This window comes from Tepidimonas sp. (genome assembly GCF_036824975.1).
Classification (GTDB): Bacteria; Pseudomonadota; Gammaproteobacteria; order Burkholderiales; family Burkholderiaceae_C; genus Tepidimonas.
The window spans coordinates 1-12,805 of the sequence record NZ_DAISZC010000063.1 but is presented as its reverse complement, the minus strand read 5'-3'; the positions used below and the strand labels follow the sequence as shown (position 1 = coordinate 12,805).

Sequence of the window (12,805 nt, the reverse complement as noted above, 5' to 3'; positions counted from 1 at the left end):
GGGGCGGCTGGCCCCGCGCGTGCAAAGCGGGCGCGCCGGGCTTACCACGCCGGGCCCAAGGTGCTCACCCACCACGCGACGGTGCCACAGGCTGCCGCCACGACCAGGGCCAGCAGACGCTGCGGCCAGCCGTCGGCGCTGGCCGGGATGTCGGGCGGCAGGCGCTTGTCGCCATGCAGCATCGGCGGCAGTAGCGCCTGGCCGAATACCCAGCGGTATACCGCAATCGCCGCGATGTGCAAACCCACCAACACCAGCAGCAGCGTCTTGCCCCAGCCCTTGTGCCACGCCGTGGCGGCCAGGGCGGTTTCGGTGTTGACGAGGTGCGCCAGCGGACCGACGAAGGCGATTTCATCGTCGCTGATGAGGCCGGTGCCGACCTGTGCCGCCAGCAACGCCAGCATCGCCAACACCGACAGCGCCCCTAGCGGTGAATGACCGACCGCAACACGGGGGTCGGCCTGGCCGCGCAAGTAGGCCCACAGTGTGCGCGGGCTGAACAGAAAGTGGCTAAAGCGCGACCAGCGCCCCCCGATGAGGCCCCACATCAGCCGAAACAGCAACAGCGCCAGGACGGCGTAGCCCAGCCGCTGGTGCCACGTCATCCAGTTACCGCCCAGATTGCCGGTGATGACCAGGCCGATGACGGCTGCCACCAGCAGCCAGTGGAACAGGCGGGTGGGCAGGTCCCAGATGCGCACCCGGGTGGTGACGACCGTCGGCACGGCATCAGGGGTTGGCTGTGAGCGGGGCACCGTAAGCCTCCTTCCATAACGTTGCACTGCGCGGCCACCATTGCCGCCCATCAGGGCGGACGGGTGTGGGGCGGGTCGCCATCGTCAACCGGGCCGGTACACCCCCGGTGACCGGAGGTGGAGCGCCCCGTGTCGCACCAGCGCGACACCGCAGCGGGGGGCGCGGGAACCTGTACGCCCGGCCCGCGATTCCCTCTGGCGTGTGCCTGCGCGGTGTGGTCACACACATTTTGCCGCATCAGCATATACTGTCAGCTCCCCAGTCCACTAGGAGGTTGATGTCATGAAATTGCCCGTTCTCGTTGCTGCGGTCACGCTGGTTGTGAGCGGTGCCGCCCACGCCCAGTTTCAGAAGCCGGAAGACGCCGTCAAGTATCGGCAGGGTGCCTTCACCGTGCTGGGGGCGCACTTCAGCCGTATCGGCGCGATGGTGCAGGGGCGCGTGCCGTTCGACGCCAAGGTGGCGCAGGACAACGCCGCCATCGTGGCGACGCTGTCCAAGCTGCCGTGGGCCGGGTTCACCCCCGACACCGAAAAGATCAAAAGCCGCACCAAGCCGGAGGCTTGGATGGAAATGGACAAGGTGCGCGCGGGTGCCGACAAGATGATGAAGGCGGTGGCTGACCTAGAAGCCGCCACGCGCACCGGCAACCTGGATGCGGTGAAGAAGACCTTTGGCGAGGCGGCAGCCACCTGCAAGGCCTGCCACGACGCCTATCGCGAATAACGCGCGCCGCCGGGCGGATGGGCGGTTCAGGCCGCCTTCAGCAGGCGTTCCAGCAGCGCGGCCAGCGCCGCGAAGTCCGGCTCGCCGACGTAGCGCTTGACGATGCGCGCCTGTCGGTCGACGATGTAAGTGGTCGGGGTGAGCTTGACCTCGCCCCAGGCGCGCGCCAGCGAGCCGTCGCTGTCCAGCGCGACCGGAAAGGGTAGCTGGCGTGTGCGCGCGAAATTGGCCACCCACTCGGGTGGGTCGTAGCTCATGGCCACGGCGATGGTTTCGAACCCCCGCTCGCGAAAGCGCAGGTAGGTCTGCACCAGTTGGGGCATTTCCTTGACGCAGCTGGCGCAGGTGGTGGCCCAAAAGTTCACCAGCAGCACGCGCCCCTGCCAATCGGCGGGCGCCAGACTGCGTCCGTCCAATAGGCGAAAGGTCGAGGCCGGTGCGCGGTCACCGCCTACGCAGCCGGCCAGCGCTGCTGCGCCCAGCATCGGCCACAGGGGGGCCGTCAGCAGCCAGGGTCGCCATCGAGGGGTCATGAGGCCGTTCTCCTTTCACTGGAGGCACGCCGTGGCGCGCCGGTTGCGCCCTGGCGGTTGCCAGGCTGCGGGCGAGGCACCCGTGGCGGTCGCCAAGCCCGCCGACGCGGGGACACGGGTTGCCGTTGGCGGCAATGAAGACAACACCGCCGCGAACCGCGCAACGCGGCAGGCGGCGTCGATAAACCCGCACAGGGAGCCCGCATCGCGCGATTTTCCCGTTACCATCATCGTACTATGAGCTCTGCTGCCGCTTCGCGTTCCCGGCCCCTGCGCGTGCTCGTGGCCGACGACAACGCGCTCAACCTGCGCCTGGCCACCCGTATCTTGCGAGAGATGGGGCACAGCGGTGTACTGGTGACCGACGGGCACAAGGCGCTGCAGGCGCTGCAGGCGCAGACCTTCGACGTGGCGCTGTTCGATGTGACCATGCCGGACATGGGGGGCCTAGAGGCGCTGGCCGAGCTGCGCGCGTGGGAGCGTGCCGGGCGGCCGCGTACGCCGGTGATCATGGTCACAGCGTACGATTTGCCCGAGGATCGGCGGCGCATGCTGGAGGCCGGCGCGGACGGCTACGTGGCCAAGCCGCTGGACGCCGAGCGGCTGGCGGCCGAGCTGGCGCGCGTGCTGGGCACGCCCTAGCGGGGCAGGCGACCGAGCCACAGACGACCAGCAGGAGTGATCGTGTCCCCCGCCCCTACGCATCCGGAGCCAGGCCGTCACACCCCCGCGCCGGGCCGCGCCTGGGGGCTGCTGCTGGCGGTCGTGGCCACCATCGCGGCGGTGCTGGCGGTGGGGGCGGCGGGCAGTTGGTGGCTGCAGCGGCAGGCGCAGGACGATGTGCAGGCGGCGCTGGAGCGCGATTTGGCGGTCGTCGCGGCGCGGCTGGAGCAGGCGGTGGAGCGCTACGCCACGCTGCTGTTGGCCACGCGCGGCTGGCTGCACGCCAACCCGCAGGCCGATTGGCGCCAGGCGCGCGCCTTCGTGGCGCCGCAGGAATTGGCCGAACGCTACCCAGCGCTGACGGGGATGGCCTTCATCCGGCGTGTGGCACAAGCCGACGTGCCGCGCTGGCAGCGGGAGGCGAATCGGCGCGGGGGGCCAGTGCCGGTGCGCGCGCGCCCCATCCGTCCCGCAGGCCCGCCCACCGAGGACTGGTTTGTCATCGACTGGATCGAGCCCCCCGGGCAAGAGCATTTGGTGGGGTTGGAGCTGTCGTCCGATCCACTGCGCTGGCAGGCCATGCAGCAGGCGGCGCGCAGCGGGCAAGCGACGCTGAGTGCGCCGCTGTGGCTGGCCAACGCGCCCGAGGGGGAGTATGGCCTGTTGTTGGTGCTGCCCGTCTATCGTGGGGGCTGGACGCCCGCTGCGCCCGCCGACCGCCAGCGCTTGCTGGAGGGTTTCGTCGTGTTGGGGGTGCCGGCCATAGAGCTGGCGCGCGAAGCCGGAATGCTGTCCAGCCCACTGGACTGGCATTGGATCGATGAGGCGGCGTCACTGCGGGCGGCACGTACCCCGCCGCAGCAGGATATTGCGCCGGATGCGGCGCGCACGCTCGATGGGGTAGAGCTGTTGGACAGCGATGACCACGGCCTGCTGGCGCGGCTGAAGACCGGCGCCGATTGGCGCGGCAACGCGCAGGTGGGCGCGCGCCGACGCGTGGTGCTGGGTGAGCGTGCTTTCGACCTCTACGTGCGCAGCACCCCGGTCGTGGAGCGCAATGCCCAGTCGCTGGCGGCGCTGTGGGTGGCGGCGGGGGCGTTGCCGGTGGCCTTGCTGGCGGCGTGGGGGGTGGTGGCGGCGGCGCGGCTGCGCCGTGCCGAGCGCGAGCGGCTGGCGTTGCTGGAAAGCGACGTGCAACGCCTGGCCCTGGTGGCCCAGCACACGCACAACGCGGTGTTGTTTGCCGACCGCGACGGCCGCGTGACCTGGATGAATGCCGCGGCCGAGGCGCTGACCGGCTACACGCTGCAGGAGATGCGTGGCCGCAAGCCCGGCGAGCTGCTGCAGTCGCCGCGCACCGATCCGCAGGCGGTGCAGGCGCTGCGCGAGGCGGTGCGCGCGGGGCGCGACGCTGAGGTGGACATCCTCAACCGGGCCAAGGATGGGCGTGAGTACTGGGTGGCGATCGAGTTGATTGCGCTGCACGACGGCGAGCGCCGCTGCACCGGCTTCATGGCGGTGGAGGCCGACATCACCGAGCGCGTGCGCACGCAGGAGCGGCTGCAAGCCGCGCTGGCCGAAGCCACGACGCTGATGGATACCATCCGCCAACATGCCATCGTCAGCCAGGCAGCGCCCGATGGCACCATCGTCGACGCCAACGAAGCGTTTTGCGCCATCAGCGGCTACACGCGCGACGAGCTCATCGGTGCGCCGCATCGCATCGTCAACTCGGGCACCCACGACGCCGCGTTCTGGCGCGATTTCTGGGTCACGATCAGCAGCGGCCGTGCCTGGCGGGGGGAAATCTGCAATCGCGCCAAGGACGGTCGCCTGTACTGGGTGGACAGCATCGTGGCGCCGCTGTTCGACGCGCAGGGGCATATTGAGCGCTACCTGTCGATCTGCTTCGACATCACGGCGCGTAAGGCTGCGGAACAGGCGCTGGCGCAGTCGCGCGCGCGCCTGCAGGGGATCTTGGATGCGACCGGCGCCGGTACCTGGGTGATGGATCCCGACACGGGCGACGCCTTCGTCGATGCCCGGTGGTGGCGCATGCTGGGGTGGCCCGAAGACGGGGACGGCCCGCCGCCGCGTGTGACGCGCGCGCAGTGGGCCGAGCGTGTCCACCCCGACGACTTGCCCGGGCTGGAGCTGGCCCTGCTGGGTGTGCTGGCCGGTGGCGCCGAGGTGCTGGAGTACACCCTGCGCCTGCGCCACCGCAGCGGGCATTGGTTGTGGGTGCGCACGCGTGCGCGCCTGCTGCCCGACTCCGCACGGCCGCAGCGGCAGGCGCTGTACGGCACCAACCTCGACATCACGGCGCTGAAAGCGGCCGAGGAGTCTGCCGCGCGCGCCGAGCGGCTGCTGCGCAGCGCCATCGAAACGATCGGCGAAGGCTTTGCGCTGTACGACCCCGACGATCGGTTGGTATTTTGCAACCAGCGCTACCGCGATTACTACCCCCTTGCGGCCCCGCTGATGGAGCCGGGCCGCACCTTCGAGGAGATCGAGCGCTACGGCGCCGAGCGTGGCGAGTATGCGGCCGCCATCGGTCGCGTGGACGAGTGGGTGGCCGAGCGGGTGGCGCAGCACCGCCAGAGCGACTACGAGCTGACCCAGTGCCTGGCCAGCGGGCGCGTGCTGCGCATCATCGAGCGCCGCACGCCCGAAGGCTACACGGTGGCTTTTCGCATCGACATCACCGAGTTGGAGCGCGCGCGCGCTGCTGCCGAAGAAACAGAGCAGCTGCTGCTCAACGCGCTCGATGTGCTGGGGGCGTCGCTGTCGGTGTTCGACGCCGACGAACGCTTGGTGTGGGCCAACGAGCGTTTCTACCAGCTGCACGCGGGCTTGCGCGATATCCTGCAGCCGGGGGTGGCGTTCGAGACCTTCATCCGCACCGGGCTGCAGCGCGGCGAGATCCGCCTGTCGCCAGGCACCGACGCCGACGCCTGGCTGGCGCAACGGCTGGCGGATTTTCGCGCCGGCCGCACCGACCGCGTGGTGCAGCGCGGCGACGGCTCGGCGCTGCGCATCGTCGAGCGTTGCTTACCCAACGGTCACGTGGTGGGGCTGCGCTTCGACGTCACCGAGCTGGAGCAGGCACGGCGTGAGGCCGAGCGCTTGCGTCAGCAGGCCGAGGAGGCCAGCCGTGCCAAGAGCCAATTTTTGGCCAACATGAGCCACGAGATCCGCACGCCGATGAACGCCGTGCTGGGCATGTTGCAGCTGCTGCTGGGCACACCGCTGGATGCGCGCCAGCGCGACTACGCCGAAAAGAGCGAGGCGGCGGCCAAGTCGCTGCTGGGCATCATCAACGACATTCTGGACTTCTCCAAGATCGAGGCCGGCAAGCTGGAGCTGCACTGCGAGCCGTTTGCGGTGGAGCGGCTGTGGCGTGACCTGGCCACGCTGTACGCGGCCAACTTGCGCGGCAAGCGGCTGGAGCTGCTGTTCGACATCGACCGCGCCATCCCGCGCGTGCTCATCGGGGATGCGCTGCGGCTGCAGCAGGTGCTCATCAACCTGGGCGGCAACGCCATCAAGTTCACGCACCAAGGCAGCGTCACGTTGCGTGTGCGCCTGCTGGCGCTGGAGCCGGGTGCCGATGGCGCGCCGCGGGCGCGGCTGCAGTTTGCCGTCATCGACACCGGCATCGGCATCACCCCGCAGCAGCGCCAGCGCCTCTTTAACGCCTTCACCCAGGCCGAATCGGGCATCACCCGCCAGTACGGAGGCACCGGTCTCGGGCTGGTGATCAGCCAGCGGCTGGTGCGCCTGATGGGGGGCGAACTGACGCTGGACAGCACGCCGGGGGTGGGCAGCACGTTCGCGTTCGAGATCACGCTGCCGGTGGCGCAAACGGTACCGGCCGAGCTGCAGCCGCGCGCGGTGCTGCCCGATCTGCAAGGGTTGCGCTGCCTGGTGGTGGACGACCACCCGGAAGCGCGCGCCGTGGTGGCCGGAGCGCTGCGCACGCTGGGTTGGGCGTGCGACACCGCCGCTGACGCCGAGACCGCGCTGGCGCGCTTGCGCGCCGGCCAGCGCTACGACGTGGCGTTCATCGACTGGACGTTGCCCGGCATGGACGGCTTGGCGCTGGTGCGCGCGTGGCGCGAGTGGGAGTCGGCGCACGCCGCGCCGTTGCCCGGCGGCGGGCGTGCGGTGCTGATCATGGTCAGCGCCAGTGGCCGCGACGCGCTCGGTGATGCGGGCACCGAGGTGCAACGGCTGCTCGACGGCTACCTGGTCAAGCCCGTGACGGCCAGCATGCTGTTCGACGCCGTGGCCGACGCGCGCGCGCCCGCAGCGGCCCCTGCCGCTGTGCCGGCGCGGGCGGTGCAACGTCGCTTGGCGGGCATGCGCGTGCTGCTGGTGGAGGACAACCCGATCAACCAGCAGGTGGCCTGCGAGCTGCTGCGCCGCGAGGGTGCCGAGGTGACGGTGGCCGACAACGGCCAAAAGGCGGTGGACGTGCTGCAGCGCCGCGCCGATGCCTTCGATGTGGTGTTGATGGACATGCAGATGCCGGTGCTCGACGGTCTGCAGGCGACGGCCGTGATTCGCCAGCGGCTGGGCCTGACCGAGCTGCCGATCGTTGCCATGACGGCCAACGCCATGGCCAGCGACCGCGAGGCCTGCCTGGCCGCAGGGATGAACGATCACGTCGGCAAGCCGTTTGCCATCGACCAGCTGGTGCAGGTCCTGCGCCACTGGGCGCCGCACGCGGTGCGTGACGACACCGAGACCGGGGCAGTCCCCCCGGGGCCGCCCGCGCCGGCACCCAACGTGCAGGGCCCGGCAGCGTCACCGGGCGACAGCGGCGCCGGTGCCGTGGCGCCGATCGCATGGCCCGACCCCGATCGTGTGGCGGTGGAGGCAGCGCTGCAGCGGCTGGGCGGCGACCCGGTGCTGTACCAGCGGGTGGTGCGCGGCTTCGTTCAGGGTCTGCCCGACGTGCAGGCCGACTTGCAAAGCCGCCTGGGGGCGGCGCCCGACGCCGCGCTGGCGGCGGCGCTGCACACCCTCAAAGGCACCGCCAGCACCGTGGGCGCGGTGAAGCTGGCGCAGTGTGCGGCGCGTGCCGAGCAGGCCGTCAAGGCGGCGCTGGCCGCGGCCCCGCAGGCGCCGGCGCCGCTGGACAGCAGCGCCTGGTGGCCGCCGCTGGTGGCCGAGCTGCAGATGAGCGCCGACGCGCTGCAGCGCGTGCTGGCGGCGCTGCAGGACCACGGCTGGGTGCCGTCGCCCGAGCCGGCACCGGCGGGCGGCGGCGCGCAGGCCGACCCGGTGCGCTGGCGCGGGGACTTGGTGCGGCTGCAGGCGCTGTTGCAGGAGGCTGACATGGAAGCGCTGGAAGTGCACGACCGGTTGCTGGCCGACGCCGCGGTGGCGGCCGACCCCCGCTGGGCACCGTTGCACCAGGCCATGGAGGCGCTGGACTTCGAGGCAGCGCAGCAGGCCGTGGCCGCGCTGCTGGCCGAGCCGGGAGCCGCCTGATGGCCGCCGTGCCCGCATCAGCCGCCCACCCACCGCCCGACCGGCTGGCGGTGGCCGAAGCGTGGCCCGCGCGCAAGCCGCGCGTGCTGTTGGTCGATGACCAGCCAGTGCAGCTGCAGGTGCTGTACCGGGCGCTTAGCGGGCCATACCAGCTGTTCATGGCCACCAGCGGTGCGCAGGCGCTGCAGGTGGTGCGCGACCAGCAGCCCGATTTGGTGCTGCTCGACGTCGTCATGCCCGACATGGACGGCTTCGAGGTGCTGCAGCGCCTGCATGCCGAGCGCGACACGGCCAACCTGCCCGTGATCTTCGTCACCGCGCACGAGGGCGCGGACATCGAAAGCCGCTGCCTGGAAGCCGGGGCAGTGGACTTCATCGCCAAGCCCGTCAATCCGGCGGTGGTGCGCGCGCGGGTGCGCACCCATCTGACACTGAAGTTCCAGTCGGACCTGCTGCGCACGCTGGCCTTCGTCGATGGCCTGACCGGGGTGGCTAACCGGCGTCATTTCGACGAACGGTTGGCACTGGAGTGGGGCCGCGCGCAGCGGCTGGCCGCCCCGCTGAGCCTGATGCTGGCCGACGTCGATCACTTCAAGGCCTACAACGACCACTACGGCCACCAGGCCGGCGACGAGGTGCTGCGCCGCGTGGCGCAGACGCTGCGCGAGCAGCTGCGCCGCCCCACCGACATGGTGGCGCGCTACGGCGGCGAGGAGTTTGCCTGTCTGTTGCCCGACACGCCGCTGGCCGACGCGCGCACCCTGGCCGAGCGCATGGGGCAGGCGGTGCGTGAGCTGGCCATTCCGCACCGGCACAGCCGCGCCGCGCCAGTGGTGACCGTCAGTTTCGGTGTCGCGGCGCGCGAGGGTCCAGCGCTGCGCGGCGCCCACCCCGCCCTGCTGCTGGGCCTGGCCGATGCCCAGCTCTACGAGGCCAAACACCAAGGGCGTGCGCGGGTGTGCGCGGCGCGGCTCGAGTACGACGGTGCTGCGAACGTGGCAGGTACGGTGGTCGTTTCGCCTGCTCCCCCGTAAAAGCGTTGGGGCGGGCTTGGTGTTGGGCCGAAGCGGGTGAGTCGTGGCCCTGTATCCGCGCGATCGGTGGCTGTCGATGATCAACCGCCAGGCCGCAGCCGCTGCTATCCCATGAGCAGGTTACGCAAGCGCCAAGCGGATTAGCGGCGTGCGCGCAGCTGTGCGCGCGCCTGGGCCAGCCGCTGCTCCAGGTACGGCCCGTAAAAGTCCGCAACGCCCATACCTTCCAGCCGCTCGGCCAGCTCGCGTCCCCGGTCATCTAGAAACAGCACGGTGGGTGCCACCCGCACGCGCCAGCTACGTGCCAGCTCGTATCCGGTGGTGGGGTGCCCCTGCACATCGCGCAGCGCCGTGCGCCGGTCCAGCATGTCCACCTGCACTGCCACCACTTCGCCGCGCTGCTGCATCGGCCCCAGGTAATGCCCGCGCACTACGTCGCAGAAGGCACAGCCGGCCAGGGTCACCATCACCACCAGCGGCTCGCCCCGGGCCACCGCGGTGCGCGCTTCGGTCTGCAGCGACGCCGCGGTGGGCAGCGCAGACTGGGGAGCGCGGGCAGAAAGCGTGGTGGTGCTCATTGGGGCAACGGTATGGCTACTGGGGGGCGCTTGCGCGACGTGGGCTGCGTTACGATGCGATATATGCGATTGTGCCGTTGCTTGCGCGCCCGAGCCACAGCGGCGGGGAATGCCCCCATCGCGCGGCCGCTGCGCCACCTGCCCGGCTGGGGGGTGCTGGCCGCTGGCTTGGTGCTGGCCGGGTGCAGCCCGGCGCTGGACTGGCGCGCAGTACAGCCCACCGGCACGCCGCTGACGGTGTGGCTGCCCTGCAAGGCGGATCAGGCGGTGCGCGAGGTCCCGTTGGCGGGGCCCGGCGCGCCGCCGGTGGCGCTGCGCATGGTTGGCTGCAAGGCCGATGGACGCACCTTTTCGGTGGGCGCGGTGGCCTTGCCGCCCGACGGGGCCGATGTCGGCGCCGCCGCAGTGGCGGCGGCGTGGATCGCGGCCTGGCAGCGCGCCCACTGGGCGGCGCTGGGTGCGGGGGTTTCCGGTGGCGACGCCCCGCCGGGCTGGCAGCCGGTGCCCTGCCTAATCCCGGGGGCGGTGCAGGCGCGCTGCTGGCGCGGCCCGGCACGGGACACGGCGGGGCAGCTGCTGGCCGCCGAGCTGCACTGGGCCAGCGATGGGCGTTGGCTGGTGCAGGCGGCGGTGTTGGGCGAGTCGCTGCCGCCTCTGGCGCACGAGCAATTTTTCGGGGCCGTGCGCTGGCGCTGATCCTGCCGATAATCGCGGTCGTGAATGCCATTTTGGTCATCGCCCACGCTCCGCTGGCCTCCGCGCTGCGTCAATGCGTGTTGCACATCTTTCCCGACGCAGGGGGCGATGTGGACGCGTTGGACGTGCCGGCCGACGAGGCGCCCGAAGCCACGCTGGCGCGCGCGCGCGCGCTGCTGGCACTGCGCGGGGCGGTGGACACGCTGGTGCTGACCGACGTCTTTGGCGCGACGCCCTGCAACGTGGCTACCCAGCTGCTCGATGGTGGGCACACGCGCCTGGTCACCGGTGTCAACCTGCCGATGCTGCTGCGTGCCGTTACCTACCGACACGAGCCGCTGGACGCGCTGGTGACGCGCGCCACGCTCGGCGGCACGCAAGGTGTGATGCCACTGGCCCCCACTGCCCCGCAAAACCAGCTTCGTCGTCCCGTCCACCATGATCCAGCGCACCGCCACCATCAGCAATAAGCTCGGTCTGCACGCCCGTGCCTCGGCCAAGCTGACCAAGTTGGCCAGCCAGTTCCCCTGCGAGGTCTGGCTCAGCCGCAACGGGCGGCGCGTCAATGCCAAGAGCATCATGGGGGTGATGATGCTGGCGGCCGGTCTGGGGGCCACGGTGGAGATCGAAACCGACGGTCCGCAGGAAGACGAGGCGATGGCGGCGCTGCTGGCCTTGATCGACGACAAATTCGGGGAGGGGGAATGACCTTTACGCTGCACGGGCAGGCGGTGTCGCGCGGCGTGGCGATTGGCCGTGCGGTGCTGGTGGCCTCCAGCCGACTAGATGTGGCGCATTATTTCATTGCGCCCGAGCAGACCGACGCCGAGCTGGCGCGACTGCGGCGCGCACGCGACGTCGTCATTGGCGAGCTGCAGCAGCTGCGCGCCGGGCTGGCGCACGACGGCATCGATGCGCACGCCGAACTGGCGGCGCTGCTGGAGGTGCATCTGATGCTGCTGCACGACGCCCAGCTGCAGGAGGGTGTCAAGTACTGGGTGACCGAGCGCCACTACAACGCCGAGTGGGCGCTGACAGCGCAGTTGGAGCTGGTGGCGCGCCAGTTCGACGAAATGGCCGACCCCTACCTGCGCGAGCGTAAGGCCGATCTGGAGCAAATCGTCGAGCGCATGCTGCGTGTGCTGCAGGGGGTGGGGTCGCCGGTTGCGCAGCCTGCAGTGGCCGAGGGGGCTTCGGTTGGGGACCCGCTGGTGCTGGTGGCGCACGATCTGGCCCCGGCCGACATGCTGCAGTTCAAGCACAGCGTCTTTGCTGGCTTCGTCACCGACGTCGGCGGCAAGACCAGCCACACCGCCATCGTTGCCCGTAGCATGGACATCCCGGCGGTGGTGGGGGCGCGCAACGCCAGCCAGTTGGTGCAGCAAGACGACTGGGTGATCGTCGACGGTGACGCCGGCGTGCTGATCGTCAACCCGACGCCTATGCTGTTGGCCGAGTATGGCTACAAGCAGCGCCAGGGCGTCATCGAGCGCGAGCGGCTGGCGCGCATCAAGAACACGCCGGCGGTGACGCTGGACGGGCAACGCATCGAGCTACTGGCCAACATCGAGCAGCCCGAGGACACGCTGCCTGCGCTGTCGGTGGGCGCGGTGGGGGTAGGGCTGTTTCGCACCGAATTCCTGTTCATGGGCCGCGGTGGCCGCCTGCCCGATGAAGAGGAGCAGTACGATGCCTACCGCCGCGCTGTGCAGGGCATGCACGGCCTGCCGGTGACCATTCGCACTGTGGACGTGGGCGCGGACAAGCCGCTGGACCATCACCGGCGCGACGAGCACCTCAACCCGGCGTTGGGGCTGCGCGCCATCCGCTGGAGTCTGGCCGAGCCGGCCATGTTTTTGACGCAACTGCGCGCCATCCTGCGCGCGGCGGCGCACGGCAGGGTCAACATCCTGTTTCCCATGCTGGCGCACCTGGGCGAGATCCGACAGGTGCACGCCATGCTGGCGCAGGCGCGCGAGCAGCTCGACCGCCGCGGCGCGGTGTATGGCCCGGTGCGTGTGGGCGCCATGATCGAGGTGCCGGCCGCGGCGCTCGCGGTGCGGCTGTTCGTGCGGCACTTCGACTTTTTGTCCATCGGCACCAACGACCTCATCCAGTACGCGCTGGCCATCGATCGGGTGGACGAGAGCGTCACCCACCTCTACGACCCGCTGCACCCGGCGGTGCTGCGGCTGGTGGCCGACACCATCGCGGCGTGTGTAGAGGCGGGCAAACCGGTCAGCGTCTGCGGCGAAATGGCCGGCGACGTGACCTTGACGCGCCTGCTGCTGGGGCTGGGGTTGCGCAGCTTTTCGATGCA

Annotated in this window: 11 protein-coding genes; 8 read left to right on the top strand and 3 right to left on the bottom strand. The window is 70.6% G+C overall.

Annotation, left to right across the window (positions count from 1 at the left end):
* Positions 1-41: 41 nt before the first annotated feature.
* A complete protein-coding gene (locus tag V7Z54_RS07875; RefSeq protein WP_334135651.1) occupies positions 42-755 on the bottom strand; it encodes a cytochrome b/b6 domain-containing protein in 714 nt (237 codons plus the stop codon).
* A 283-nt stretch (positions 756-1,038) separates the two neighbouring features.
* On the opposite strand from V7Z54_RS07875, the gene V7Z54_RS07870 reads away from it, so the two are divergent.
* Complete coding sequence (locus tag V7Z54_RS07870) at positions 1,039-1,482, top strand: c-type cytochrome (RefSeq protein ID WP_334135649.1); 444 nt, start codon at positions 1,039-1,041, stop codon at positions 1,480-1,482.
* 26 nt (positions 1,483-1,508) lie between these two features.
* On the opposite strand, the gene V7Z54_RS07865 is transcribed toward V7Z54_RS07870, so the two are convergent.
* On the bottom strand, positions 1,509-2,015 hold the full coding sequence (locus V7Z54_RS07865) for a TlpA disulfide reductase family protein (RefSeq protein WP_443082454.1): 507 nt from the start codon (positions 2,013-2,015) through the stop codon (positions 1,509-1,511).
* Between the two features lie 237 nt (positions 2,016-2,252).
* Between V7Z54_RS07865 and V7Z54_RS07860 the strand changes: the two genes are divergently transcribed.
* Genes V7Z54_RS07860 through V7Z54_RS07850 form a run of 3 tightly spaced genes read left to right on the top strand, consistent with a single transcriptional unit; the run spans position 2,253 to position 9,211 of the window.
* On the top strand, positions 2,253-2,657 hold the full coding sequence (locus V7Z54_RS07860) for a response regulator (RefSeq protein ID WP_334135647.1): 405 nt from the start codon (positions 2,253-2,255) through the stop codon (positions 2,655-2,657).
* A gap of 42 nt (positions 2,658-2,699) precedes the next feature.
* Positions 2,700-8,177 (top strand): PAS domain S-box protein, encoded by a 5,478-nt coding sequence (locus V7Z54_RS07855; protein ID WP_334135646.1) that lies wholly within the window; start codon positions 2,700-2,702, stop codon positions 8,175-8,177.
* Positions 8,177-9,211, top strand: a complete 1,035-nt coding sequence (locus V7Z54_RS07850) for a diguanylate cyclase domain-containing protein (protein ID WP_334135645.1) — start codon at positions 8,177-8,179, stop codon at positions 9,209-9,211. Before V7Z54_RS07855 ends, V7Z54_RS07850 begins: the two co-directional genes overlap by 1 nt.
* 140 nt (positions 9,212-9,351) lie before the next feature.
* Here the strand turns inward: V7Z54_RS07850 and V7Z54_RS07845 are convergent, their stop codons facing one another.
* Positions 9,352-9,789 (bottom strand): thioredoxin family protein, encoded by a 438-nt coding sequence (locus V7Z54_RS07845; RefSeq protein ID WP_334135643.1) that lies wholly within the window; start codon positions 9,787-9,789, stop codon positions 9,352-9,354.
* Positions 9,790-9,852: 63 nt separating this feature from the next.
* Here V7Z54_RS07845 and V7Z54_RS07840 point away from each other — a divergent pair, with 63 nt between their 5' ends.
* The 4 genes from V7Z54_RS07840 to ptsP all read left to right on the top strand — a co-directional run.
* Entirely contained in the window at positions 9,853-10,485 is a 633-nt protein-coding gene (locus V7Z54_RS07840; RefSeq protein ID WP_334135642.1) for a hypothetical protein, read from the top strand.
* A 20-nt stretch (positions 10,486-10,505) separates the two neighbouring features.
* Positions 10,506-10,955 (top strand): PTS sugar transporter subunit IIA, encoded by a 450-nt coding sequence (locus V7Z54_RS07835; RefSeq protein WP_334135641.1) that lies wholly within the window; start codon positions 10,506-10,508, stop codon positions 10,953-10,955.
* Positions 10,924-11,193 carry an HPr family phosphocarrier protein gene (locus tag V7Z54_RS07830; RefSeq protein ID WP_334135640.1) on the top strand — a complete coding sequence of 90 codons (270 nt, stop codon included), beginning with the start codon at positions 10,924-10,926 and terminating at the stop codon, positions 11,191-11,193. Before V7Z54_RS07835 ends, V7Z54_RS07830 begins: the two co-directional genes overlap by 32 nt.
* Positions 11,190-12,805 (top strand): phosphoenolpyruvate--protein phosphotransferase (ptsP, locus tag V7Z54_RS07825; RefSeq protein WP_334135638.1); only part of this gene is annotated, 1,616 nt, incomplete at its 3' end. The genes V7Z54_RS07830 and ptsP, both read left to right, overlap by 4 nt.